This is a genomic window from Halobacillus rhizosphaerae (assembly GCF_046719735.1).
Lineage (GTDB): Bacteria > Bacillota > Bacilli > Bacillales > Halobacillaceae > Halobacillus_B > Halobacillus_B rhizosphaerae.
This window is the reverse complement of record NZ_JAUTWQ010000010.1, coordinates 1-24,836: the sequence shown is the minus strand read 5'-3', so window position 1 is coordinate 24,836 and position 24,836 is coordinate 1. Positions and strand designations below refer to the sequence as shown.

Genomic DNA, 24,836 nt, shown 5'->3' with positions numbered 1-24,836 from the left:
CATTTTATAAAACCTGTATAAAAAGAGGATGGTTTCTCACCATCCTCTTTTCTGAAATATTATCCTATTGGCAGATAGAGTTGCAAAAGTAACGATATCCCTAAAAGAAATCCGTAGATAGTGTTTGTTTTGGCAGTGGAAACCATGGCAGGAAGCATTTCAAGCGGCGCCGACTTGCCGGTGAAACCTTTTACAGCTTTCACACCTTTTACTAAACTCAGTAAAGTAATGAGAGACCAGATAGGGAGCATATTAGTCAAGATAAAGACAAGCGTTAGTACATAAGCAAGTGTGAACAATGTTCCGAGCAGAGTAACGGCACCATTATGCCCGAAAAGAATGGCAAGGGTACGTCTGCCGTTTTCTTCATCGCCGACCCTGTCTCTAATGTTGTTGGCTAATAGAATGGAACCTACAAAAATAGCCACAGGGATGGAGACGATTACCACTTCGCTATTTATTGTCAGGGTCTGGATGTAATAGCTTATTCCGATTATGATGGTTCCCATGAAGAAACCTGCTGTGACTTCTCCAAAAGGAGTATAAGCAATTGGATAAGGGCCGCCAGTATAAAGGTAACCAAATAACATCGAAACAATTCCGATTAGAGCTATCCACCAGCTGGAAACGGCGCAGATATAAAAGCCAAGTAAGGCAGCAATCATAAAAAAGCTGAGGGCAAGCCATAATACCGTACGTGGACGAATTCCATCCCGAACGATCGTACCGCCTATCCCTACGGAGTTTTCATTATCCAGCCCCCGGACGAAATCGTAATATTCATTAAACATATTCGTAGCTGCTTGAATGAGGATCGAGGCGAGCAGCATTGCTGTAAATAACCAGAAATTAATTGACTGATCAATTGCAGCGAGCATCGTTCCGACAAAAACGGGTACAAATGCTGCGGTTAATGTGTGTGGGCGCAAAAGCCTCCACCATACTTGCAATCCTTCGCGTTCATTCAAGGAAGCTTTCATATTTTGGTTTGGCAAAGAGCTCATGGGTGTTTCTCTCCCTTGTAAAGACTAGTAATATTATATCAACTTAAGTTTAGGGAAACTGACTTGGAGTGTCAATCCATGAAGAATATATAAGAAACAGGTGTGATTTCTTGAGTCAAGCGAAAAAAGAGAATAAAATAGAGAAAGATATACGGGATTCAAGAAAAACAAAATTAGATGATAGTTTCATTATAAAGGATTTTCTGGAATACGTCCCTTATGAATTGGGAGGAATGAATATGCTTCATACAAAAGTCCCTCAAATAGAAGAGATTATTGAGGACGCTTTAGCAAATGCGGTCCGCGAAGGGCAGCCGCAGTTAGTGAGTGTAGTGGATCGTATTGATCTGACAGACCCTTTTATATTTTTTCAAAATGCTGCACAAGTAGATCAGCATCGCGTGTTCTGGCGCAGTGCCGAAGAGGATTTTGTGATGGCAGGCTCCGGTTGTGCGAGCCAAATGTTTACTGCGAGCCAAAATCGTTTTCATGAGCTTCAGAAGGCTTGGAATGATTTACGAGCTAAAGCGATTGTTTACGATCCCTTTGAGCAGAAAGGTACAGGTGTCGTAGCTTTGGGCGGATTTAGTTTTGATTCGGCTGAAGAGGAAAAGACCCCCTGGGAATCTTTCCCGGACAGTCAAATGACGATTCCGGCATTTTTGTTAACTAACAGGAACGGTGAATCTTATTTTACAACAACGGTGCTTATTTATCCGGAAGATCATGAACAGCAAATCGTTCATCAAATTCTCGAGCAGAGAGCACTGCTGCTTAAAGAGAGCCGTGATGTGCCTGACCTTCCTGAACGGTTACATGCTACAGAACTAAATCCAGAAGATTGGAAAGCCTCTGTGAAACGTGCTACCGATGATATTAAGCAGGGTATTCTCGATAAAGTAGTGCTTGCCCGTGAATTAAGAGTGACTTTTAAAGATCCTGTCCAAATTGCGGCTGTACTCAGGGAATTAGTAAATACCCAGGAGAACAGTTATATTTTTGCAGTAGAAAGCGGAGGCGATTATTTCATCGGCGCTACGCCTGAACGCCTCGTGAAAGTAGAAGACCAGCAGCTCGTTTCAACTTGTTTAGCCGGTACTACACCTCGTGGGAAAGATGCGGAAGAAGATCATGCTTTAGGTCAGCAGCTCTATCATGATCCTAAGAATAGACAGGAGCATGAATTTGTCGTGCGTATGATCAGGGAGGCTGTGGAAGCTTGCTGTTATAATGTTGAGATTCCAAAAGCTCCCGTGTTGTATCCGCTGAGTAATTTACAGCACCTTTATACCCCTGTAAGGGCAACATTAGAAAATGGCTATACGCTTCTTGATGTGGTGGAGAGATTACATCCTACTCCTGCCCTTGGGGGGATGCCGCAGAAAGCTTCCGTTACTTATATTCGAGAGAATGAATATTTAAATCGCGGCTGGTATGCAGGACCTATCGGCTGGTTCGACCGGTCGAATAACGGCGAATTTGCGGTTGCGATACGCTCGGCACTTATTCAAGGAAAAGAAGCTTCGCTGTTTGCTGGCTGTGGAGTAGTAGAAGATTCTGACCCTGAAGCCGAATACGAGGAAACGGCGGTTAAATTAAAACCCATGCTGTCTGTTTTAGGAGGATTGTAATGGAGGATCATATCCAGGCACTGTCAAAGTTTGTGACACATTTTGTCGACCAACTAGTCTATTCAGGAGTGGAGAATGTAGTAATTTCACCAGGGTCACGCTCTACTCCATTGGCAATGACTTTTGCGGAACATCAAAATATTAAGCATTGGATGAATCTTGATGAGCGTTCTGCTGCTTTCTTTGCTTTAGGAATGGCGAAGGAGCAGCAAGCGCCTGTAGCTTTAGTTTGCACGTCAGGCACAGCGGCTGCTAATTATTATCCAGCAATTGTGGAGGCGTATTACAGCAGAATTCCATTAATTGTTCTTACGGCAGACCGCCCGCATGAATTAAGGGAGGTAGGTGCACCTCAAGCTATAGATCAATCGCATATGTATGGGAAGTATGTGAAATGGCATCATGATATGGCTCTGCCGGAACTTTCCCAGACAGGCTATTCCAGACGGCAGGCAGCCCGCGCAGTTGATGAAAGTCTGGGCAGACATGCGGGGCCGGTACATGTGAATTTCCCATTTCGAGAGCCCTTGATCCCTGATTTTAACCTTGAAGGCTTATGGCGGAAAGAGGAAAAGCCGATTCCGAGAGCATGGAGAGGAACTGTTTGTGCAGACAGATCCCAGATTCAAGACCTTTACAGCGAACTAGGGACGGATCGGAAGGGATTAATTGTTTGTGGACCCCAGACAGATGAAGAGCTGGCGGAGCCTATTACGGAATTAGCCAATAGGCTTGGAGTTCCGGTTTTTGCTGATCCTTTGTCACAGTTGAGAACGGGAAAGCATGATAAGCGCAATATTATAGAGAACTATGATTCTTTACTTAAGTCACAGGAAGTTAAAGATCGATGGCAGCCAGATTATATAATTCGATTTGGAGCTATGCCAGTTTCGAAGGCGTATTTACAGTGGATCCGCCAATATGATCATGCCATTGATCATTTCATTGTAGATGAGTACTCAAGCTTCCGTGAGCCTGCAGGCATAACAGCGCAGTTTATTTGGTCAGAGCCTAAATACTTTTGTCGAAGCCTGGCAGAATATTATCGTCAAGGAAGCGTGACGTCTAACTGGCTTACGGAATGGAAAGAAATGAATGTCATTGCCAAAAATCAGATGCTGCTGGAACCGGACAATGATCTTAACGAAGGACATGCTGTGGTGTACTTATCAGAAGCTGTTCCGGATGGTTCTATCCTTTTTGTCGGCAATAGCATGCCGATTCGCGATGTGGACAGTTTTTTTATGTCAACTCCAAAACAAGTTAAAATTATGGCAAACCGAGGAGCAAATGGCATTGATGGGGTTATTTCGTCTGCCCTTGGCGCGGCTTCTTCTGGGAAGCAGGTCACATTGCTTTTAGGTGATGTTTCCTTTTTTCATGATATGAATGGTTTACTGCTTGCCAAACAGAAGAATTTATCGATAACGATTGTAGTAATTAATAACGATGGTGGAGGAATATTCTCCTACTTGCCTCAAGTGAATCATAAAGATCATTTTGAAGAAGTATTTGGCACTCCACTTGGAATTAATCTGAAGCCGGCAGTGGAGATGTATGGTGGCATCCATCATCAGGTAACTAGCTGGAACGATTATAAAAGAGCATTAGAAGACAGTTATCTAGAGCAGGGACTTTCCGTGGTTGAAGTGATCACCAGCCGTGATGACCATGTAGGTTTCCATAAAGCCAAATGGGGTAGTATTAAAGAAGAAATAGAGCAATGGGGCGGGATTTAACCAATGTATGTAACGGTTAATCACCACACGTACTGGATTGAGGATGAAGGAGACGGTCCGGTTTTATTGCTTTTTCATGGATTTACCGGCAGTCTTCATACTTTTGACGATTTGCTGGAAAGACTTCCTGATCAGGTAAGGACCATCCGGGTTGATATGCCTGGCCATGCAAAAACCGGTGTGATCGGTGAGGTAACAATGGAACAATTCTGTCACGATGTAAATACCTTACTTGAGCAGTTATTGATTCCTAAGGTGCACTTACTGGGGTATTCTATGGGAGGAAGAGCCGCATTAACCTTTACTGTGCTCTATCCTGAAAGAGTGAAGGGACTCTTATTAGAGAGTGCTTCTCCGGGCTTGAAGTCCAGTGAAGAGCAGGCTGACAGGGAGGCGAAAGACAGAGATCTAGCCAAAATGATTTCAGAAGAAGGGTTGGAAGCATTTGTCTCTTTTTGGGAAAATATCCCCCTGTTCGTGACACAGAGAAACCTGTCTGTGAATAGAAAGTACCAGCTTCGAACAGAACGGTTACAGCATCAAAAGGAGGGGCTGATTCAGTCTCTTATTTCCATGGGAACAGGAAAGCAAGCATCTATGTGGGCCTATCTTAAGGATGTGTCCATAAGAGTGGTTCTTGTCACTGGAACTGAAGACCAGAAATTTGTCAGGATCAACAAGGAAATGCAGCAACTGCTGCCTGATTCGAAAGTAGTAAAAGTCCAAGGTGCCGGCCATGCCGTCCATCTTGAGGATCCAGAGTTTTTCGCTAAAATTGTAAATGACTTCGTGTTACAATAAAGGAGTACCGGCGAAGTCCGGTTTAATTAAACGATTGTTAGAAAGTAAGGAGGAATTTATAGTGTCTTTTGAATGGGTTCGCGAACGCGAATACGATGATATTTTATACGATACGTTTGAAGGAATTGCTAAAATCACGATTAATCGTCCTGAGGTTAGAAATGCTTTCCGTCCTCATACGGTGCATGAATTGATCGACGCATTTGCTTACGCACGTGATGACTCCAACATTGGTGTTATTGTGCTTGCGGGTGCAGGAGATGAGGCTTTCTGTGCAGGAGGAGATCAAAAAGTAAGAGGTCATGGCGGTTACGTTGGAGACGACCACATTCCGCGTTTGAACGTACTTGATCTTCAACGCTTAATTCGGGTAATTCCTAAACCTGTCGTTGCTATGGTTTCAGGATATGCTATCGGCGGTGGTCATGTCTTACATATTATCTGTGACTTAACTATTGCTGCTGACAATGCTATTTTTGGCCAGACAGGCCCGAAAGTGGGCAGCTTTGATGCAGGATATGGTGCAGGACTGCTTGCCAGAATCGTAGGTCATAAGAAAGCCCGTGAAATTTGGTTCCTTTGCCGTCAATACAGTGCCAAAGAAGCAGAAGACATGGGATTAGTTAATACTGTGGTTCCTACAGACAAACTTGAAGAGGAAACTGTACAGTGGTGTAAGGAAATGCTTGATAAATCTCCTACTGCCCTTCGTTTCCTTAAAGCTTCCTTTAATGCCGATACAGACGGATTAGCAGGGCTCCAGCAAATGGGCGGAGACGCGACTCTATTGTATTACACTACTGATGAAGCGAAAGAAGGCCGCGATGCCTTTAAGGAAAAACGCAAACCTGAATTTGATAAGTTTCCGCGTTTCCCTTAATATAATACTGATTTTCCAAGGGCTGCCCAACTCGGGTAAGCCCTTTTATTTAAGAATAAAAGAAGGCAGGTTATTTGAATGAATCAAACCATTCCTCATTGGCTCGAAAAACAGTTTGAATTGAATCCGAATCGTCCCGCAATAGAATTTGAGAATGGAGAAGTCCTCACATTCTCAGAATTAAGAAAGGAAAGCCGGCAGGCAGCTGCAGGAATGAAGGAGCTAGGAGTGAAGGCGGGTGACCATATTGCCCTTTTGGTAACGAACTCTCGTCAAGCGCCCATCTTTATTCACGCTTTTAGCTACATAGGGGCTGTAGGGGTTATGCTGAATACTCGTTTAACCCCCACGGAGCTTGCTTTCCAATTGGAAGATGCCGAAGTGACATCTTTGTTTGCGGAAGAAAGCCTCTATCAACAAGGAAAGGAAGCTATTCAGACCACATCTTTAACACAGAAGGATTTTCATACTCTGGAGGATTGTCCGAGGTTGAGTGAGGAAAGTGAATTGAAATCGACTCTGCATTTAGAGGACCCATTTACTATGATGTACACCTCAGGAACAACCGGTCAGCCAAAGGCAGTGGTTCATTCTTATGGAAACCATTGGTTCAGTGCAATTTCCTCTGCGTTAAATTTAGGGTTATCATCTCATGATAAATGGTTGTTGTGTCTGCCGGTTTTTCATGTAGGCGGTTTTTCTATACTTATGAAAAATGTTATTTATGGTATGCCGATCAGTCTGTTTGCCTCCTTTGATGAAGACAAGGTTAATCAGCAGATTCTCCATAATCAAGTGACGATTGTTTCTGTGGTAACTGTAATGCTGCAACGCTTACTGGATAATTTAGAGGAGCGGTTTTACCCGTCTGCTTTTCGCTGCATGCTCTTGGGTGGTGGTCCTGCACCAAAGCCTTTGCTAGAAGAAGCACATGACAAATCCATTCCGGTTTTCCAAACATACGGCATGACTGAAACGAGCTCGCAAATTTCAACTTTGAGCCCTGGAGACGCATTTAGAAAAGTGGGCTCTTCTGGTAAAGCTCTTCATACTGCTGATTTAATTGTAGAGGCAGAAAAGCCGGGAGAAGTGGGGGAAATCTTAGTATGCGGACCTATGGTATCAGATGGGTATTATAAACATCAAGAGCGGAAAAGCCCATGGTTAAGAACCGGGGACCTAGGTTACTTGGACGAAGAAGGATTCTTATATATTGTAGACCGCGTGAAGGACGTTATTATATCAGGAGGAGAGAACGTTTATCCGGCGGAAATTGAAAGTGTTCTGACAGGGATACGCGGTGTTAAAGAGGCAGGAGTCGCCGGTGTGCAGGATAATCAATGGGGCGAGGTGCCGGCAGCTTTTCTAGTCATGGAACCAGAGGCAGAAGCAGATGTGAAAGAGATGTATGAGTATTGCACCCTTCACTTGGCAAAATTCAAAATTCCTCATTCATTTCACGTCGTTAAAGAATTGCCTCGCAATGCTTCTAATAAAATTCTTCGAAGAAAATTGACGGACACTCTCAAGGATGGAGAATGATCAATGAATGTTAAACAGGTTACTCTGCACCTCGCAGAGCTTCCAATGCGGACGTCATTTGTAACGCATCAGGGTACAATTACTAATCGAGAATTAATAATTATTGAAGCGGAAGATGAGCAAGGTCGTAAGGGATGGGGGGAAGTGAGCGCCTTCTCGACTCCTTTTTATACTTCTGAAACGGTAAAGACAGCTTGGCACGTGATTGTGGATATCCTGCTTCCTAATTTAAAATTTAAGGATCTTACGCACCCTCGAGAACTTGTGGACAAGTTTTCCTATGTCAAGGGCCACCCAATGGCAAAGGCAGGCTTAGAAGGGGCAGTGTGGGATTTATACGGTAAACAGCAAGGCAAAAGTCTTAAGGAACTCATTGGCGGAGTGAGAAATAGCGTAAAAGCAGGGGCAGTTCTCAGTTTATCAGACCATTTGGCAGAAGATATTTCCTATTTAAAAAGCAGCGGTTATCAAAGATATAAACTTAAAGTAGAAAGAGGAAAAGAGAAAGAGTTGGTAAAAAGAGTTCAGGAGATCGATCCTGGTCTCCCGCTAATGATCGATGCTAATGGCGCCTACTCTGAAAAAGATATTCCTTATTTAAAATCACTGGATACATTGGGGTTGTTAATGATTGAACAACCTTTTCAAGCAGGAGATTTTTATTTGCACAGGAAATTGCAATCACAACTAACAACACCTCTTTGTATGGACGAATCGATAGCGTCTTTCCACGACGCTAAGCAGGCGATCGAATTGGGTAGCTGCCGGGTTCTAAATATAAAAATCAGTCGTGTTGGGGGATTAACTGCAGCTTTAGCTATTCATGATTTAAGTAGGGAATCTGGAATCCCTGTCTGGTGCGGTGGAATGGTCGAAAGTGGTATTTCTAAAGCCCATAACTTAGCGCTCTCTTCCTTAGAAAATTTTTCGATTCCAGGTGATCTCTCAAGTTCATGCCGGTACTTCTATAAGGATATAGTTACCCCTTCGATCCAAGTAGAAAATGGAGAAATTGATGTTCCGTCAGGACCTGGGATTGGAGTGGAAGTGAATGAAGAATTTCTTCGATCTTTAAGTACAAGCAACTATGTGAAGTCCTATCAATAGAAGTTATTCTTGCTCTCATCTAGCTGATATGTTTGTTTTGCTTTTATCAAAGGTTGAAGCCTGTAGATCGAAAGCTAATGTATGGTTAAGATTAATTCCTTGATTCTGTAATAAGGATGACGCCAAATGCTCACAATAAAGAGCAGGAGGGCTGAATTATGAATAAAAAGGAATATTACGTAAACATCGGCACAAGGGAAATTTCGATTAACCATGATGCGAATAATGATGATTTCATTATCGAAGCTAGTAATGAAGAAGTAATGGCGCTGCGTGAAGTGTTTGAAGAAATTTATAATTCAGATGTGCGATCTTTTTTCAGAGCTCATGTTACCGCTTTACCTTATCACCTGGATGAAGCTAATGATGAATATGATGAAGGAATGAAGACTGCATTTCGAATGATTTATAACCTGGGAAATGAAGAATCGAGACAGCAAATTGAAGAGATGGGTGTTTTGGAGGATCTGTCGGAATAAGAATGAAAGGTAAAATGAAAGTAGAGGCACGAAAATATCTTGAAATTCTTATTACACGCAGTTACTCGGAAACTATACGATTCCCTGCGTGCGATTCTTGAATGAGCTGGCAGTTCATCCAAGGCAATCACAAAAAAGCTTGTAGAGAAAGAATAACTTCTCTACAAGCATGATTTGTTACTACCAAGCAAACGTTACTGGTCTAGCAGGGATTGCATGTCGGAGAGTTCTTTGGCAGATTTTTGGATTTTAGCTGGAACACTTATTTCTCCAATTTGATTATAGTCGCTATATACTCCATTTAAGGTTTGCTTTATGTGAGTTTTCTTGCCTTGATCATCGATAGTGAAATTCATTTCCATATCAATCGCTGTGGGATAGTAGGACTCTTTATCTATCTTAAATGTATAATCTACATTTTTAATGGTTACTTTATCCAACAAGTCCTCCGGAAGTTTTCCTTCTGGGAATGTTTCTTTCATTGTATCTTTAAGGAGGTCTTTCACATTTTCCCCTTCTGAATGAAAGGAAAGAATGTATTGACCATCCTTTTGATCTAAATCAAACTCGTCTACATAATCTTGCAGCTTCTCTAATTGTTGAGCGGGTGTCTTCTGAGCCGCTGCTAATTGATTTAACTGATCCAAATATTCTTTGGGAGCTTTCATCCACTTTTCACTGCCAGGTGAGGACATGTAAAAGCCATCCTTAGTATAATATTGCTCTGTGGTCTGGCCCATCGATGTTACATGTTGGTGAAAAGCGGCGGGGTCAATCTGGATATCGGCATCAATGGTGGTTTGCATAGGTATGCCGCCGGGTATTTCTTTTCCGTTTGCAGTCTTTTTGCTTTCCATATCTCCCATTCGGACCCATTGAACCGAATCTGCTTTCATGGAAAAGCTGTTAAGATCTTTACTTGCCGCAGTTGATTTTGAATAAATATCTGCAATTTTTGACCCTTCCGTACTGGAGCAGGCGCCCATTAATCCAATCACTAATAAGAGTGACATAAGCAGCATTAATTTATGTTTCATCGAATCCTCCTTTAAATATAGTCTCTAGTAACATATACGAGTGAAAAGGAAAAAAGTTTCATTATATACAATAATCACCTTTAGGGTTTACTCTAATTCGATTACAGGAATAATATCAGTATCAGCAAAGTAACCCAAAAAGGAATTCCAGGTTTGTATTTAGATCTGCTTATGGTACGCTTTATAAAGACGTTTCAGTACTTACGAAAGTAGTTGCTAATGAAAAGGTCTATTGCAGCTAATCAGGAATAAAAGGCAGTTGATCAAACATGAAAACATTTTACGATTTTTACCGAAATCAAGTTACGCTATCATTTGAAGATCATCCATTTTCGAGTTGTCCGAAACATGTGTGGGTCATTTGCCGGTATAAGAACCGCTGGTTACTAACAAAGCATAAGGATCGTGGGATTGAATTTCCTGGTGGTAAAGTTGAAGAAGGAGAGACACCAGAACAAGCGGCCATTAGAGAAGTAAAAGAAGAAACAGGGGCAGAAGTTCTTGATTTGAACTACATTGGTCAATATCATGTAGCTGGCAAAGGCGGGACGATTATTAAGAATGTATATTTCGCTACGATTTCAGAATTAGTGGTACAGGAGCATTACTTTGAAACGCTTGGTCCCGTTTTATTTGAAAGGCTGCCGGAAACCATGGCTTCTAATGATCGTTTTAGTTTCATGATGAAGGATGAAGTTCTTCCCCAATGTATGGAGTACATCCAAACGAAAATTGAAAATGAACTCTGACCAAAGAAGGCAGGCAATCATGAGATTGCCTGCCTTCTAATTTTATAATGTGAAGAGATTAAATCATAAATTTTTTATCCTTGATAAACAGGTCCTGCTTGCTTAATTTCAGAACTTGCCTTAGTAAATTTCTTAAAGTTGCTATGAAACTTCTCAGCTAATTCTTTAGCCTTTAAATCATATTGTTCAGGATCTTTCCATGTCTTTCTCGGAATTAACACTTCGCTTGGAACTCCTGGGCAGTGGGCTGGAATATTCAATCCAAACACTGGGTCCTGATACGTTTCTACTGAATTTAATTCGCCTTCAAGTGCCGCGTGAATCATGGCTCTAGTATAAGAGAGATTCATTCGTTCACCTTCGCCGTAAGCTCCTCCTGTCCAGCCTGTATTAACGAGATAAACTTCAGAGTTAAACTGATCAATTTTCTCCCCAAGCATTTCAGCGTAAGCAGAAGGTGCAAGCGGAAGGAATGGGGAACCGAAGCATGCTGAGAACGTTGCTTGAGGAGAAGTAACTCCACGTTCCGTTCCTGCAAGTTTACTTGTGTAACCGCTTAAAAAATGGTACATAGCTTGTTCTTTAGTAAGTTTACTAATCGGAGGCAGCACTCCTGTAGCATCAGCAGTTAGAAAGATAATCGTATTCGGATGACCAGCAATACTTGGCTGGACAATGTTTTGAATATGCTCTAGTGGATAAGCGGCTCTCGTATTCTCAGTCAACGAAGTATCATTATAGTCAGGAACATGAGAAGACTCATCCAGTACTACATTTTCAAGTACAGAACCGAAGTGAATCGCATCAAAAATCTGCGGCTCTTTTTCCTTTGAAAGGTTGATGCATTTTGCATAGCAGCCGCCTTCAATATTAAAAACGCCGTGGTTGGACCAAGCATGTTCATCGTCCCCGATTAAGCGACGTCCGGGATCTGCAGACAGTGTAGTTTTTCCTGTGCCGGACAGACCGAAAAACAAGGCCACGTCTCCTTCTGGCCCCACGTTTGCTGAACAATGCATAGGGAGTATGTTCTTCTGAGGCAGTAAATAGTTCATCACGGAGAAAATAGATTTCTTAATTTCGCCTGCATATTCCGTACCGCCAATTAAAACAATGCGGTGCTTGAAAGAGACCATAATGAAAGCTTCGGAGTTAGTGCCGTCAATTTCGGGTTCGGCTTTAAATGTAGGGGCCGACACTACAGTAAACTCAGCTTCATGTTCCTGCTTATCTTCCTCATCTAAAGGAATAAACATTTGTCGTGAAAACAAGTTGTGCCACGCGAATTCATTGATTACTTGAATAGGAAGGCGGTACTTCTTATCAGCGCCGGCATATCCTTTGAAAACAAATAATTCGTTTCTGTCTTTTAAGTATTCTAGGACTTTATGATACAGGTTAACAAAAGTATCTTCATCAATAGACTGGTTGATATTTCCCCAGTCTACTTTTGACTCGGAGTCTTCATCTTTAACAATAAATTTGTCTTTTGGTGATCTTCCAGTATAAGCACCAGTAGTGGCTTGAATAGCGCCTTGATCAGTTAAGGTACCCTCATTACGGGAAAGAATCTTTTTTACCAGTTGTGGTACTGATAATTGGTGCTGTACATGCTCTTCTGCTAATAGTTGGTTCAATTCAGACATTTGGTTAATGGCACTCATATGTGTCTTCCCGCCTTTATAAAAAAATTTAAATAAAGCATTGAGTTTTTTCTGACCATTAGTATAACACATTGCTTTTAATAATCCATACTAATAATCAAAAACTTGATTTTCTTTGAAATGATGACACTGTATCCTCATTATACTCTTAACCCTGTTGTATGTCAGTTACTTCCTGCACCTTTCTTTCCTTATAGGAAAAGATCATTATTGCCTCAGGGATAATGGGGGTAAAAAATTTTTAAAACCATATTTAACAACGTTCATTGCGGTTTTATTGACATTAACAGGGTATTTCGATACGATAATTTCGAACGGAAACTCTCTTATCCAGAGTTGGTGGAGGGACAGGCCCTTTGAAACCCGGCAACCCGTCATTTGTTAATGGCACGGTGCTAACCTGAAGCAAGTACTGGTAACCAGTTACTTGGACGATAAGAGCGAAAGGATGCAGCCCCTTTCCTCTAGTAAGGAAGGGTTTTTTCTTTTTTTAAGGGAAATATTCGTCACGGCTGTGTAAGACAGCTACACCTATGGTTTGACTAATAGGTGGTGACATGGACGTATGTTCCACATATAAATGAAGACTTATTAGTTTCTACACACATACTGGTAAAGAGTTCCGTCTACTATTCGTGTCATGTTGAAGGAGGAGTTTTAGAGAATGTCAGCCAATCGTCGGTTATTTACATCAGAATCCGTAACAGAAGGTCATCCTGATAAGATTTGTGATCAGATCTCTGATGCCATCTTAGACGAAATTTTAAAGAACGATCCAAATGCAAGAGTGGCTTGTGAAACCACGGTAACCACGGGCCTTGTGCTCGTATCTGGTGAAATTAGCACAAATACTTATGTAGATATTCCTGCAATTGTTCGTAAGACCATCAAAGATATTGGCTACACCCGGGCTAAATATGGATTTGATGCGGACACCTGTGCAGTTTTGACCGCTATTGACGAGCAATCCCCGGACATTGCCGGCGGCGTAGATGTAGCGTATGAAGCTAGAGAAGGTCAAATGAGCGATCAAGAAATTGACTCAATTGGCGCTGGGGATCAAGGACTGATGTTTGGTTATGCAAATAATGAAACAAAAGAGCTTATGCCGCTCCCCATTTCGCTTGCTCACCAATTGTCTAAACGGTTATCTGATGTCCGCAATGATGGAACGCTTGATTATTTGCGGCCGGATGGTAAAACGCAGGTGACCATCGAGTATGATGAAAATGATCTGCCGAAAAGGGTAGATACGATCGTTATTTCTACACAGCACGCAGAAGAAATTACGCTCGAGCAGATTCAATCCGATTTGAAAAAACATGTAATCGAGCCAGTGGTCCCAGAGAAATTGATTGACAAGGAAACAAAGTACTTTATTAATCCTACAGGGCGCTTTGTCATCGGGGGGCCGCAGGGTGATGCGGGCCTTACAGGTCGAAAGATTATCGTGGATACTTATGGAGGATACGCTCGTCACGGCGGGGGAGCGTTCAGCGGGAAAGACGCGACTAAAGTAGACCGTTCCGCAGCGTATGCGGCAAGGTATGTAGCCAAGAACATTGTAGCTGCGGGGCTTGCAGATTCATGTGAAGTTCAGCTTGCCTATGCGATCGGAGTAGCTCAGCCAGTTTCAATTTCCATCAATACTAATGGTTCAGGAAAAGTTTCTGAAGAGGCACTTGTCGAAGCGGTGCGTCATTTATTTGATCTCCGCCCTGCCGGAATTATCAAAATGCTTGATCTCAGACGTCCAATCTATCGTCAAACAGCTGCTTACGGGCACTTTGGCCGAACCGATGTTGAGTTTCCGTGGGAGAAAACAGATAAAGCAGAAGAGCTGAACAGTTATCTAAACCAATAAATACGCGCATCGTTCTTGGGTAAATTTCAAGAACGATGTTTTTTTTAGGGAATATTACATAAAATGACCAATATAGGCTCTCGAAGAGGTCATTGATTTATGGTATAATTTTGACTCGTAAGTTTAGACAGCAAAAAAGAAAGTGAGGAACGTCTATGTGTGGATTTATTGGAATGATTAGAGATCTTCCTTCCCTCCCTGATGACGAACAACAAGCGACGTTCAAATATCGCAATGATTTAATTACTCATCGTGGACCTGATGATGAAGGTTTCTTTCACGATGATTATATATCCTTTGGGTTTCGAAGATTAAGCATTATTGATATTGAAAGTGGTCACCAGCCGCTGAGCTATGAAAATGACCGTTATTGGATGGTTTTTAACGGGGAAATTTATAATTATGTAGAACTGCGAGAAGAGTTAAAAGAGCAGGGTGCTACATTTGCAACTGAATCGGATACAGAAGTGATTGCAGCTCTGTTTCATCAAAAAAGAGAACGTGCCTTTCAAGAATTGCGTGGTATGTTTGCTATCCTTATTTGGGACAAGCAGGAACAAACTCTTTATGGTTCAAGAGACCCTTTTGGTATCAAACCTCTTTTTTATGCTTCCGAAGAGGATGGGATGTACTTTGCTTCTGAGAAAAAAAGCCTGACCGTGGCTAAACAAAATGAAGTAGTGAACACGGATGCGCTTCAGCATTACTTAAGTTATCAATTTGCACCAGAACCAATGACCTTAACAGAAGGTATTCATAAAGTTGAACCAGGTCATTATTTCGTTAAGAAGCCGGGGGAATCTATCGAGTTTCATCGCTATTTCCACGCAACCTTTCAGCCTAAATTAATGAGCAAGACTGATTGGATCAGCAAGATCCAAGATGTGATGTTTGATTCGGTAAATAAACATATGCGAAGTGACGTTCCTGTAGGTTCTTTTCTGTCTGGGGGCATTGACTCTACTATTATTGTCGCTATGGCGAAGCAATTTAACCCTAATATTAAAACTTTCTCTGTAGGGTTTGAACGAGAAGGCTACTCTGAAGTAGATGTTGCGAAAGAAACTGCTGAAAAATTAGGAGTAGAGAATATTTCTTATATGATTACACCAGAAGAATATGTGCAGAAGCTTCCTAAGATTATGTATCATATGGATGATCCATTAGCTGATCCTGCCTGTGTGCCGCTTTATTTTGTTGCTCGTGAGGCACGTAAGCACGTCACTGTCGTGCTTTCCGGCGAAGGCAGTGATGAATTGTTTGGTGGATATAATATTTACCGGGAGCCGGAGTCACTGAAAGCATTTCAGCATATTCCCAGCACCCTTCAGAAGATGATCGGAAAAGTAGCGGATGTGCTTCCGGAAGGAGTAAGAGGTAAGAGTTTCTTACAAAGAGGAACCACACCACTTAAAGATCGTTATATCGGAAACGCTAAAATGTTTGAAGAAGCAGAGAAACAAGCGCTCCTCAAAGACTACCGTCATGAACTGCCTTATCAAAAGGTGACTGAATCTCTTTATCAAAATGCAGGTTCATATGATCTGGTTAACCAAATGCAGTATATAGATATCCACACTTGGATGCGCGGAGATATCCTTCTGAAAGCTGATAAAATGACGATGGCGCATTCACTTGAGCTGCGTGTTCCTTTTCTAGATAAAGAAGTGTTTAAAGCCGCTAGAGAAATTCCGGTAGATCTGAAAATTGCTGATGGAACAACGAAGAGCATTTTAAGGCAAGCATCCAGAGGGATTATTCCTGATCATGTACTCGACCGTAAAAAACTTGGCTTCCCTGTTCCTATTCGTCACTGGCTAAAAGATGAATTGAATGAGTGGGCGAGAACGTTAATTCATGAAAGCGAAACGAGTTATCTTATTGACAAGCCATACATTCTGAATCTATTGGAAGCTCATTGTCAGGGGAAAGGTGACTATAGCCGCAAGATTTGGACCGTCCTAATGTTTATGCTGTGGCACCAAATTTATATCGAAAGAAAAATTCCGTTAGAACATTTAATGGAAGAAGATAAAACAAGAAGCAAGCTTACGGCTTCGAGATCGTAATTGCTTGCTTCCCCATTTGCACCCATGCTTCTTTGAAGCTTTTAATGGGTGCTTTTTTTGTTCGATTTAATGGATCATTAAAGTAGATGTAATTCTTATCGTATCCAGTAACCACAACGGAATGTTCTTTTCTTGTGATCTGCCGCTTTCCATTTGGAGTGATCCAGGTTTTGAAATAGGATTTATTCAGCTTCTTATAATCTGAGTTAATAATCACCCAAACCGGCTGTCCTTGGTTTAAGTACTCTAATAGCTGAGAAAAGTCCTGGCCGGTAAAATCAATGGCTCGTTCATCAAAATAGCTCTGCGCGAGCTCCAAAATAGGTTTGTGATATACTCCCAGTCCTGGATTTTTCAACGTGTACATATCTCCCACAAACCCGTCGTTTGGGTCACCATAGTACACTTTTCCTTTTGAAATATGCAATTTTGCAGGGTTTTTCTTAACTTCATCTGCTAGAGTAAGCTTATCCATATCGACACCATTAAACTTAAAGAGCATAGTTAAACTGGTGACCTCACAGCCTCGTGGCAATTCAGGGAACTGCTCTACAAGGGGGACATTCAATTTGATAGAGGGAGAGAGTGAGTCGCCTTCAGCTCTTTGCAGGTTCTTATTCCCTTCCCTGGACAATGCTTCAGTTTCTTGACCAGCGATATAGGCAGAATAGAAGGCTTTACTTTTAGCTGCCCAATGGTATTCAAAGGAGAAATAGAGAAGAATACACACGCTTACTAAGAAAAATAACCGGCTATAAAGCAAGGCTTTCCTTTTAAGGGAGGGCACAAGCTTTCGGGAATGCACAGATAAATAGATCGCGGCGGTTAAACTGAATAGTAATAAAAAAGTGCTCATAGAAGTAGATCACCTGTCTAATATTTCTTTATAGTAGCGCCCTTTTTCAACATAACTTTGCCGGATACGGTCAAGTTCTTTATAATCTTCTTCATTTAATTCTCGGATCACTTTTGCCGGTCTGCCGAATGCAAGGGTATTAGCTGGAATTACTTTCCCTGGAGGCACAAGGCTGCCGGCACCGATAAAAGCATTTTCTCCAATTTCTGCACCATCCAAAATGATGGACCCCATACCAATTAAGGCGTTTTTCTTAATACTGGCGGAATGAAGAGTAACTTGGTGTCCAACAGTTACCCCGTCTTCAATCGTTAATGGCTGGCCTGGACTTTGATGAAGCATGCTTAAATCTTGAACATTGACTTGTTCGCCTATTTTGACGGGAGCTACATCCCCTCGGATGACTGTTTTAAACCAGATGCTTGAATCCTTTCCAATAACTACGTCCCCAGTGATGACCGCATCTTCAGCAGTAAAGGCAGTGGGATCAATTTGAGGCATCTTTCCTTTATATTCGCAAATCATTATAAACCCCCTTATAATATGACTATGTACAGTATAGCAAATATAGTTTCGTTTTAAGGGGAAGAAGTCATGAAAAAAATAGTAAAGTGCAATAACCCTTTGGGTACTATTATTATTGTCCATGGTGCATTTGAACATGCAGGGCGCTACCATGAGCTTGCCAAGCGATTTCATGAGGATGGCTTTAACGTTATTTATGGTGATCTTCCTGGGCAAGGTGATACTCCGGGGTTAAAAGGTCATATTAAACGTTTTGATAGTTACATACAAACCATTAAAGGGTGGATTTTTGAAGCGGATGACCAAGTTCCCTTATTCCTATTGGGGCATAGTATGGGAGGGACTGCTGTGATACGAGCCATGGAAGAATTGAAACCCTCTGTCTCCGGAGTCATTCTCTCCTCTCCTGCAGCGGGAATAATGAATGGACCCTCCAAACCTATGGAAGTTATTTCGCATATTTTAAATGCAATCTGGCCATCATTACGAGTGAAATCTCCTTTAAATCCTCACTTAGTAACAAGGAACGAGACAGTGAGCACCAGGGATCAGGAAGATGCGTTTATTCTTGATCGTGTATCAGTAAGGTGGTATCGTGAATTTCGCAAGGCTATTCAAGAGTCTTTTGATTATATTGATCAGTTTCCGGATGTTCCGCTGTTAGTTATGCAGGCGGGAGAGGATTATATTGTCGATCAAAGTAAAACATTAGAGTGGTTTCATAAAACAGCTGTTAAAGAAAAGACCTATAAAGAATGGGAAGGTTTTTATCACGAACTTTTTAATGAGCCGGATAGTGAAATAGTTTACCAATACACTCTGCAGTTCTTACAACAACAATTAATTAAATCATAGATAGGAGGATCTATCTTGTCTGGACAAGTTCCGCACAATTCAGTTAAGTTGATGGTTCGAGTTTATCGAACGATATTCCCTCGCGTCCATCAAGAATTAGATCAGTGGATAAATAAAGCACAGGCCATCCCGAATCAGGAATTACGAAGCCAGGCGCTGGCCAGCATTAAAGAGAAAACCTTTCATTGTGAAGGAGGTTCTATTTACGCATTATTAGCTGGTGAAAAGTGGGCGGAAGCTATCCGCTTTATCGTCGCTTATCAGACTATCAGCGACTATTTGGATAACCTGTGCGACCGCAGTACTTCCATGGATCCCAAAGACTTTCGTATGCTGCACCAGGCGATGACGGATGCCTTAACACCTGGAAATGAGCTGAAAGACTATTATTATTATCGTGCTGATAAAGATGATGGCGGTTATTTACATGCGCTGGTAAGCACTTGTCAAACGGTGCTGAAAAGCTCAGACACCTATTCATTTGTATCAGACCATACAGTTAAGCTGGGGGGATTGTATAATGATCTTCAAGTACATAAACATGTAATTGAAGAAGAACGGATACCTCGATTAAAAGAATGGTTTGAAAACCATCAGGCAAGCTGGCCTAACCTGGAGTGGTACGAGTTTTCTGCTTGCACGGGATCTACATTAGGTATATTCTGTCTCGTTTCTTATACTTTGGGAGGAGCGATGGATAAGCCACTTGCTGTACAAATAGAAAAGAGTTACTTTCCTTTTATGCAGGGCCTTCACATTCTACTTGATTATTATATAGATCAGCAGGAAGACCTTGAAGAAGGTGATTTAAACTTTTGCTCTTATTATGCTCACGAAGAAGAAATGAAGAACCGCTTTAAGTTTTTTGTGGAGCAGACACATCAAGAAGTTCAGAAACTTCCAGATGCGAAGTTCCACCACATGATCCATACAGGTCTGGTTGGTATGTATTTAGCTGATCGTAAAGTCGGCAGGCTATCCAATGCGAAGAGCTTTGTTAAGGATCTGCTGAAAGTAAGCGGAAAGAAAGCCACCTTCTTTTATCTTAATACGAAAATGTACCATAAATTAAAGCCGGAGCGACCTGTTTAGGTTCTCAGGCTTTAATTTTTCTATAGCAACTACAAAAGGCGGATTATTTCTTTGGTTTAGAAAATTGTATTGCAGCACTTGGAAAGAGTTTTGGTCCAGTTGACTTACAAAGTCGAGAATGGCATTTTTTTCTTCTTGTCCTCCAGGATGTCCGTGGTAAATAACAAGTACGATGAGGCCATCCTTATTTAAATTCGCGAATAAGTGTTCTAGCGATGCGATGGTCTCCGTCGGTGTAGTAACAATTGACTTATCACCGCCTGGCAGATAGCCCAAGTTGAAAATCGCTCCCTGTAAAGAAGATAAATGAGCGGTAGAAATGTAGTTCATACAGCTTCCATGACTATCTTGAATCAGCTCGACTCGATCTTCCATTCCATCCTCTCTCAAGCGATCGCTTGTTGAATCAATGGCCTGTGCTTGAATATCAAACCCATATACGCGGCCGGTTTCCCCTACCAGATTTGCAAGAAATACCGTATCATGTCCGTTTCCGCATGTCCCATCGATAGCTGTGTCTCCTTCTTTTAGAACTTCTTTCATTAGCTCATGAGCATATGGTAATACTTTTTTTAAGGTCATTAGTCTAAGTTCCTTTGTTTGAATAAATTTCCCTTTCTCAATTTTGTAGATGAAAGTGGTGGAAGTTGAGCAAGGGATGCACCTTAATTCTAACATCTGCCTGCTGCGATCACACGACCTTTAGCTTAAAGGAATCAGAGTTCCTTATGGTTATAGAATCGTCCTCAGCTTGACAAAGAGGGGTTCTTTCATTAATATACGGTTATACATGCAAAGACGTGGAAAAGGAGTAGTAGTAAAGCTTTAAGTCCTAGAGAGTCAGCGGCTGGTGAAAGCTGACCTTGAACTTTATGAACTCGCCTTGGATGTCGCAGAAGTGAACTCAAATGGTAGCTTTTGCCGGTTTCAATCACCGTTATCGATTTCAAGTGAACGTGAATGGTCACGTTAATTTGGGTGGTACCGCGGGAATAAAGCTTCTCGTCCCATTTTTGGGATGAGAGGCTTTTTTTATATTTAAGAGTGAACAGGAGGAAAGAACATGGCTTTCGATCATAAGACAATTGAAAAGAAATGGCAGAATTACTGGCTTTCTAATAAGACCTTTCAGACGGATAGTCAGTCAAATAAAGAGAAATTCTATGCCCTTGATATGTTCCCTTACCCTTCTGGTGCCGGCCTGCACGTTGGCCACCCAGAAGGATATACAGCAACGGACATTCTTTCTAGAATGAAACGTATGCAGGGGTTTGAGGTGCTGCATCCAATTGGGTGGGATGCATTTGGTTTGCCTGCAGAGCAATACGCTCTGGACACAGGGAATGATCCTGAAGAATTTACCGAGCAGAATATTCAAACCTTTCGCAGACAAATTCAGGAGCTGGGTTTTTCCTACGATTGGGAGCGTGAAGTAAATACGACTGATCCTAATTATTATAAATGGACTCAATGGATCTTTCTTAAACTTTACGAAAAAGGTCTTGCCTATATTGATGAAGTAGCTGTGAACTGGTGCCCTGCTCTTGGAACAGTACTTGCCAACGAGGAAGTTATTGATGGAAAAAGTGAGCGAGGCGGGCATCCAGTTGAGCGCCGTCCGATGAAACAGTGGATGTTAAAGATCACGGCCTATGCTGATCGCTTACTTGATGATTTAGAAGAACTTGATTGGCCGGAAAGCATTAAAGATATGCAGCGTAACTGGATTGGTAAGTCAGAAGGAGCTGAAGTCACTTTCGACATTGAAAGTCATTCACTTTCTTTTGATGTGTTTACAACTAGACCGGATACGTTGTTTGGAGCCACTTATGCAGTGCTTGCTCCGGAACACCCGCTAGTGAAAGATATTGTCACTGAAGACCAGAAAATTGCTGTAGCAGCTTATCTTGAGAAAGCTCAAAATAAGAGCGATCTTGAACGTACGGATTTAGCGAAAGATAAAACTGGTGTTTTCACAGGGGCTTATGCAGTCAATCCTATTAATGGCAGTAAGTTACCTATCTGGGTAGCTGATTATGTATTGATGAGTTATGGAAGTGGAGCGATTATGGCTGTTCCTGCTCATGATGAGCGGGACTATGAATTCGCTCAGAAATATGACCTTGCCATTACAGAAGTAGTGGAAGGTGGTAATACTGCAGAAGAAGCTTATACAGGGGACGGGAAACACGTAAACTCTGATTTCCTAAACGGTCTTGAAAAGGAAGAAGCCATAGAAAAAGCAATTGAATGGCTGGAAACAAATCAAAAAGGAACGAATAAAACGACTTATCGCCTGCGAGATTGGTTATTCAGCCGCCAGCGTTACTGGGGTGAACCTATTCCTATTATTCATTGGGAAGATGGATCTATTTCGCCTGTGGATGAATCTGAGCTTCCAGTCGAGCTTCCGAAAACGACTGAAATTAAACCTTCAGGCACTGGAGAATCTCCGCTTGCGAATATCGACGATTGGGTGAACGTAGTGGATTCTGAGACCGGAATGAAAGGGCGTAGGGAAACGAATACTATGCCGCAATGGGCAGGCAGCTGCTGGTATTATCTACGGTACATTGATGCGGATAATGATGAAGTCTTTGCCGATTATGACAAGCTAAAAAAATGGCTGCCCGTAGATGTGTATATCGGGGGTGCCGAGCATGCGGTACTGCATCTGCTATATGCAAGATTTTGGCATAAAGTGCTTTATGATGCAGGCGTCGTCCCTACAAAAGAACCGTTCCAAAAACTATTCAATCAGGGTATGATCCTGGGTGAAGGAAATGAAAAAATGAGCAAATCCAAAGGGAATGTAGTTAACCCGGATGATATCGTCGCCACTCATGGAGCGGATACGCTTAGATTATATGAAATGTTTATGGGTCCGCTGGATGCTTCGATTGCCTGGTCAACGAATGGCCTTGATGGAGCAAGACGCTTCCTAGACCGTGTTTGGCGTTTGTTTACTGAAGAGGGTGAACTGTCAGCAAAGATTCATTCTAATAGTGAAGACGATACTCTTGAAAGGGTATATCATGAAACAGTCCAGAAAGTTACAGATAATTTTGAAGCTCTGCGGTTCAATACAGGGATTTCGCAAATGATGGTTTTTGTCAATGAAGGCTATAAGGCAGAAGAGATTCCAAAAGAATTCGCGGAAGGTTTCGTAAAACTGCTTTCACCGATTGCACCGCACATTGCTGAAGAACTTTGGAACAAATTAGGTCATGAAGAAACTATTAGTTATGAACCATGGCCAGACTATGATGCCTCTAAACTTGTGGAGGATGAAGTGGAAATTGTTGTTCAAGTTATGGGAAAAGTTAGAGCTAAACTTAAAGTTAGTCAAGAAGCGTCCAAAGAAGACTTAGAGAAAACAGCACTTGAGAATAACCAAGTACAGGAATGGCTGGAAGGAAAAACAGTTCGTAAAGTCATCGTTGTACCTGGAAAACTTGTCAATATAGTCGCGAATTAAAGGTAGAACGAATAAGTCTTCAGTAACTTGATCGGTGAATAGGAAGTTTGAATTCAAGGATAGGATATTCACGAGCCATCATTAGAAGCCGTAACATCCTGTATTTCTGAATCAAGCAAACCCGGACCAATGAGAAGAAATGGTCCGGGTTTGCTTATGAGTTAAATTCTTTTGTCACTGTTCATTTTTAGTATGAGCCATTTTCTTGACTTGGATAAATAAATCAATAAAATAGGTCATGTTAGATTAAATAAGGAGGGGAATCTCGTGAGTGAAATTAATCAAATGAAACCTGAGCAACTAGAAAAGCTCTTAGAAAATAATGCGAAAATTAATGTTATAGATGTAAGGGAAGACGAGGAAGTAGCCCAGGGAATGATCCCCACTGCTAAACATATCGCTTTAGGAACAATTCCAGAGTCGGCTGACAGCCTCGATAAAGAACAAGAATATGTAATGGTTTGCCGTTCTGGTAAACGAAGTATGAATGCTTCCGAATATCTAAAAGCTCAAGGCTTCCGTAAAGTCCATAATCTAGAGGGTGGAATGCTGGATTGGAACGGGGAGCTAGTGTTTTACTAGGAGAGGTTGAAAATGGAATGGTTGATTCTGATTATTACAGCAATTACTGTAACTTTCCTAGTTAAACGATTAGTTCTTGGACTTTCAATTAAACCTATGAAAGATAAAGAGTTCAGCTCAGATGATTATTGTGTTATCGATATTAGAGATTACATTGCATCACATCGCTCCCCTTATCCAGGTGCTGAAAATATCCCACTAAGCTATTTGCCAAGGCAGCTTAATAAACGTTTTGAATGCACCAAACAAATTTTGTTAATTACAGATGATAAACGCGGAGCAAAGTTAGCTGCTAAATTAATTCATAAGAAACGGACAGCTTCCATCTATTATATTAAACCTGCTTCTTAAAAAAGCGGGACTAAATAATTAAATAATTATCCGGACCAATGTTTAACAGTGGTTCGGCTTTTTTATTTTCTAGTAATTTAGAATAGGCATTGAGTGTGGATGCCTTTTGCGGTTTGAAGCTCCATTCATCGGTCAGACCCTCGAATCATAAGTTGATCGCCTGCGTGGATAATGAGACTTCCATTCCGCCGATCTTCTTGTGCTAGTCAGGTGTACCTGGAGACCTAAAGGAGGAGAGGCATTCTTTTGAGTTCTGACGGTTTTGAAGGATACAGCTGGAGGAGAAGGGGGACTCCCCTAATCTATGAATCTAAAAAAATTTAAAATGATATTGACTTATGATTTTGAAGGATGTATTATTATTAACGTTGCTTATTTAAGCAGTAAACAGTTTTATTAAGTCAAAGTAAAGTTTTAATTTTGATTTAATGTTTTGTATTGACACAATCTATCGAATTATGATAGAATTTATTTACTGTCGATGAGGGCAGCACTTGATCTTTGAAAACTGAACGAACCAACCAGTACGTC

21 protein-coding genes, 1 riboswitch and 1 other annotated feature are annotated in these 24,836 nt (G+C 41.6%); of the genes, 15 read left to right on the top strand and 6 right to left on the bottom strand.

What is annotated here, in order from left to right; all coding sequences use genetic code 11:
* Positions 1 to 59 precede the first annotated feature (59 nt).
* Positions 60 to 1,004: a 1,4-dihydroxy-2-naphthoate polyprenyltransferase gene (locus Q7A53_RS11615; protein WP_411789337.1), complete on the bottom strand. Its 945-nt coding sequence runs from the start codon at positions 1,002 to 1,004 to the stop codon at positions 60 to 62.
* A gap of 110 nt (positions 1,005 to 1,114) precedes the next feature.
* On the opposite strand from Q7A53_RS11615, the gene Q7A53_RS11610 reads away from it, so the two are divergent.
* From Q7A53_RS11610 to Q7A53_RS11580, 7 genes are all read left to right on the top strand, one after another.
* Positions 1,115 to 2,635 (top strand): isochorismate synthase, encoded by a 1,521-nt coding sequence (locus Q7A53_RS11610; RefSeq protein ID WP_411789336.1) that lies wholly within the window; start codon positions 1,115 to 1,117, stop codon positions 2,633 to 2,635.
* Complete coding sequence (menD, locus tag Q7A53_RS11605; RefSeq protein WP_411789335.1) at positions 2,635 to 4,374, top strand: 2-succinyl-5-enolpyruvyl-6-hydroxy-3-cyclohexene-1-carboxylic-acid synthase; 1,740 nt, start codon at positions 2,635 to 2,637, stop codon at positions 4,372 to 4,374. Before Q7A53_RS11610 ends, menD begins: the two co-directional genes overlap by 1 nt.
* 3 nt (positions 4,375 to 4,377) lie before the next feature.
* Positions 4,378 to 5,175 (top strand): 2-succinyl-6-hydroxy-2,4-cyclohexadiene-1-carboxylate synthase, encoded by a 798-nt coding sequence (gene menH / locus Q7A53_RS11600; protein WP_411789334.1) that lies wholly within the window; start codon positions 4,378 to 4,380, stop codon positions 5,173 to 5,175.
* 61 nt (positions 5,176 to 5,236) lie between these two features.
* Complete coding sequence (gene menB, locus Q7A53_RS11595; RefSeq protein WP_411789333.1) at positions 5,237 to 6,055, top strand: 1,4-dihydroxy-2-naphthoyl-CoA synthase; 819 nt, start codon at positions 5,237 to 5,239, stop codon at positions 6,053 to 6,055.
* Between the two features lie 78 nt (positions 6,056 to 6,133).
* A complete protein-coding gene (locus Q7A53_RS11590) occupies positions 6,134 to 7,597 on the top strand; it encodes an o-succinylbenzoate--CoA ligase (RefSeq protein WP_411789332.1) in 1,464 nt (487 codons plus the stop codon).
* Between the two features lie 3 nt (positions 7,598 to 7,600).
* The gene (gene menC / locus Q7A53_RS11585) at positions 7,601 to 8,704 is read left to right on the top strand and encodes an o-succinylbenzoate synthase (protein ID WP_411789331.1); all 1,104 of its coding nucleotides are present in this window, start codon (positions 7,601 to 7,603) and stop codon (positions 8,702 to 8,704) included.
* 158 nt (positions 8,705 to 8,862) lie between these two features.
* On the top strand, positions 8,863 to 9,183 hold the full coding sequence (locus Q7A53_RS11580) for a hydrolase (RefSeq protein WP_411789330.1): 321 nt from the start codon (positions 8,863 to 8,865) through the stop codon (positions 9,181 to 9,183).
* A gap of 194 nt (positions 9,184 to 9,377) precedes the next feature.
* Here Q7A53_RS11580 and Q7A53_RS11575 read toward each other — a convergent pair whose 3' ends face one another.
* Complete coding sequence (locus Q7A53_RS11575; RefSeq protein ID WP_411789329.1) at positions 9,378 to 10,220, bottom strand: DUF6612 family protein; 843 nt, start codon at positions 10,218 to 10,220, stop codon at positions 9,378 to 9,380.
* A gap of 269 nt (positions 10,221 to 10,489) precedes the next feature.
* On the opposite strand from Q7A53_RS11575, the gene ytkD reads away from it, so the two are divergent.
* On the top strand, positions 10,490 to 10,969 hold the full coding sequence (ytkD, locus tag Q7A53_RS11570; RefSeq protein ID WP_411789328.1) for an RNA deprotection pyrophosphohydrolase: 480 nt from the start codon (positions 10,490 to 10,492) through the stop codon (positions 10,967 to 10,969).
* 74 nt (positions 10,970 to 11,043) lie between these two features.
* Here the strand turns inward: ytkD and pckA are convergent, their stop codons facing one another.
* The gene (pckA, locus tag Q7A53_RS11565) at positions 11,044 to 12,633 is read right to left on the bottom strand and encodes a phosphoenolpyruvate carboxykinase (ATP) (protein ID WP_411789327.1); all 1,590 of its coding nucleotides are present in this window, start codon (positions 12,631 to 12,633) and stop codon (positions 11,044 to 11,046) included.
* Positions 12,634 to 12,956: 323 nt separating this feature from the next.
* A riboswitch (SAM riboswitch) is annotated at positions 12,957 to 13,074 on the top strand.
* A gap of 223 nt (positions 13,075 to 13,297) precedes the next feature.
* Here pckA and metK point away from each other — a divergent pair.
* Together metK and asnB are read left to right on the top strand one after the other, a co-directional pair.
* Entirely contained in the window at positions 13,298 to 14,497 is a 1,200-nt protein-coding gene (metK, locus tag Q7A53_RS11560; protein ID WP_411789326.1) for a methionine adenosyltransferase, read from the top strand.
* A 155-nt stretch (positions 14,498 to 14,652) separates the two neighbouring features.
* Positions 14,653 to 16,566: an asparagine synthase (glutamine-hydrolyzing) gene (gene asnB, locus Q7A53_RS11555; RefSeq protein WP_411789325.1), complete on the top strand. Its 1,914-nt coding sequence runs from the start codon at positions 14,653 to 14,655 to the stop codon at positions 16,564 to 16,566.
* On the opposite strand, the gene Q7A53_RS11550 is transcribed toward asnB, so the two are convergent.
* Together Q7A53_RS11550 and Q7A53_RS11545 are read right to left on the bottom strand one after the other, a co-directional pair.
* Complete coding sequence (locus Q7A53_RS11550) at positions 16,547 to 17,422, bottom strand: C39 family peptidase (protein WP_411789324.1); 876 nt, start codon at positions 17,420 to 17,422, stop codon at positions 16,547 to 16,549. The two genes, asnB and Q7A53_RS11550, sit on opposite strands and share 20 nt — an antisense overlap.
* Positions 17,423 to 17,431: 9 nt before the next feature.
* Positions 17,432 to 17,947 (bottom strand): gamma carbonic anhydrase, encoded by a 516-nt coding sequence (locus tag Q7A53_RS11545; protein ID WP_411789323.1) that lies wholly within the window; start codon positions 17,945 to 17,947, stop codon positions 17,432 to 17,434.
* Between the two features lie 69 nt (positions 17,948 to 18,016).
* On the opposite strand from Q7A53_RS11545, the gene Q7A53_RS11540 reads away from it, so the two are divergent.
* Together Q7A53_RS11540 and Q7A53_RS11535 are read left to right on the top strand one after the other, a co-directional pair.
* Entirely contained in the window at positions 18,017 to 18,802 is a 786-nt protein-coding gene (locus Q7A53_RS11540) for an alpha/beta hydrolase (RefSeq protein WP_411789322.1), read from the top strand.
* A 51-nt stretch (positions 18,803 to 18,853) separates the two neighbouring features.
* Positions 18,854 to 19,894, top strand: coding sequence for a tetraprenyl-beta-curcumene synthase family protein (locus Q7A53_RS11535; RefSeq protein ID WP_411789555.1), 1,041 nt, complete (start codon positions 18,854 to 18,856; stop codon positions 19,892 to 19,894).
* Here the strand turns inward: Q7A53_RS11535 and Q7A53_RS11530 are convergent.
* Complete coding sequence (locus tag Q7A53_RS11530; protein WP_411789321.1) at positions 19,871 to 20,476, bottom strand: class I SAM-dependent methyltransferase; 606 nt, start codon at positions 20,474 to 20,476, stop codon at positions 19,871 to 19,873. The genes Q7A53_RS11535 and Q7A53_RS11530 overlap by 24 nt on opposite strands.
* Positions 20,477 to 20,686: 210 nt before the next feature.
* Positions 20,687 to 20,907, top strand: a binding site (T-box leader).
* A gap of 50 nt (positions 20,908 to 20,957) precedes the next feature.
* Here Q7A53_RS11530 and leuS point away from each other — a divergent pair.
* The 3 genes from leuS (at position 20,958) to Q7A53_RS11515 (ending at position 24,305) form a co-directional block, all read left to right on the top strand.
* Positions 20,958 to 23,372, top strand: coding sequence for a leucine--tRNA ligase (gene leuS, locus Q7A53_RS11525; protein ID WP_411789320.1), 2,415 nt, complete (start codon positions 20,958 to 20,960; stop codon positions 23,370 to 23,372).
* A gap of 285 nt (positions 23,373 to 23,657) precedes the next feature.
* On the top strand, positions 23,658 to 23,954 hold the full coding sequence (locus Q7A53_RS11520; protein ID WP_411789554.1) for a rhodanese-like domain-containing protein: 297 nt from the start codon (positions 23,658 to 23,660) through the stop codon (positions 23,952 to 23,954).
* Between the two features lie 12 nt (positions 23,955 to 23,966).
* Entirely contained in the window at positions 23,967 to 24,305 is a 339-nt protein-coding gene (locus tag Q7A53_RS11515; RefSeq protein ID WP_411789319.1) for a rhodanese-like domain-containing protein, read from the top strand.
* Positions 24,306 to 24,836 lie beyond the last annotated feature (531 nt).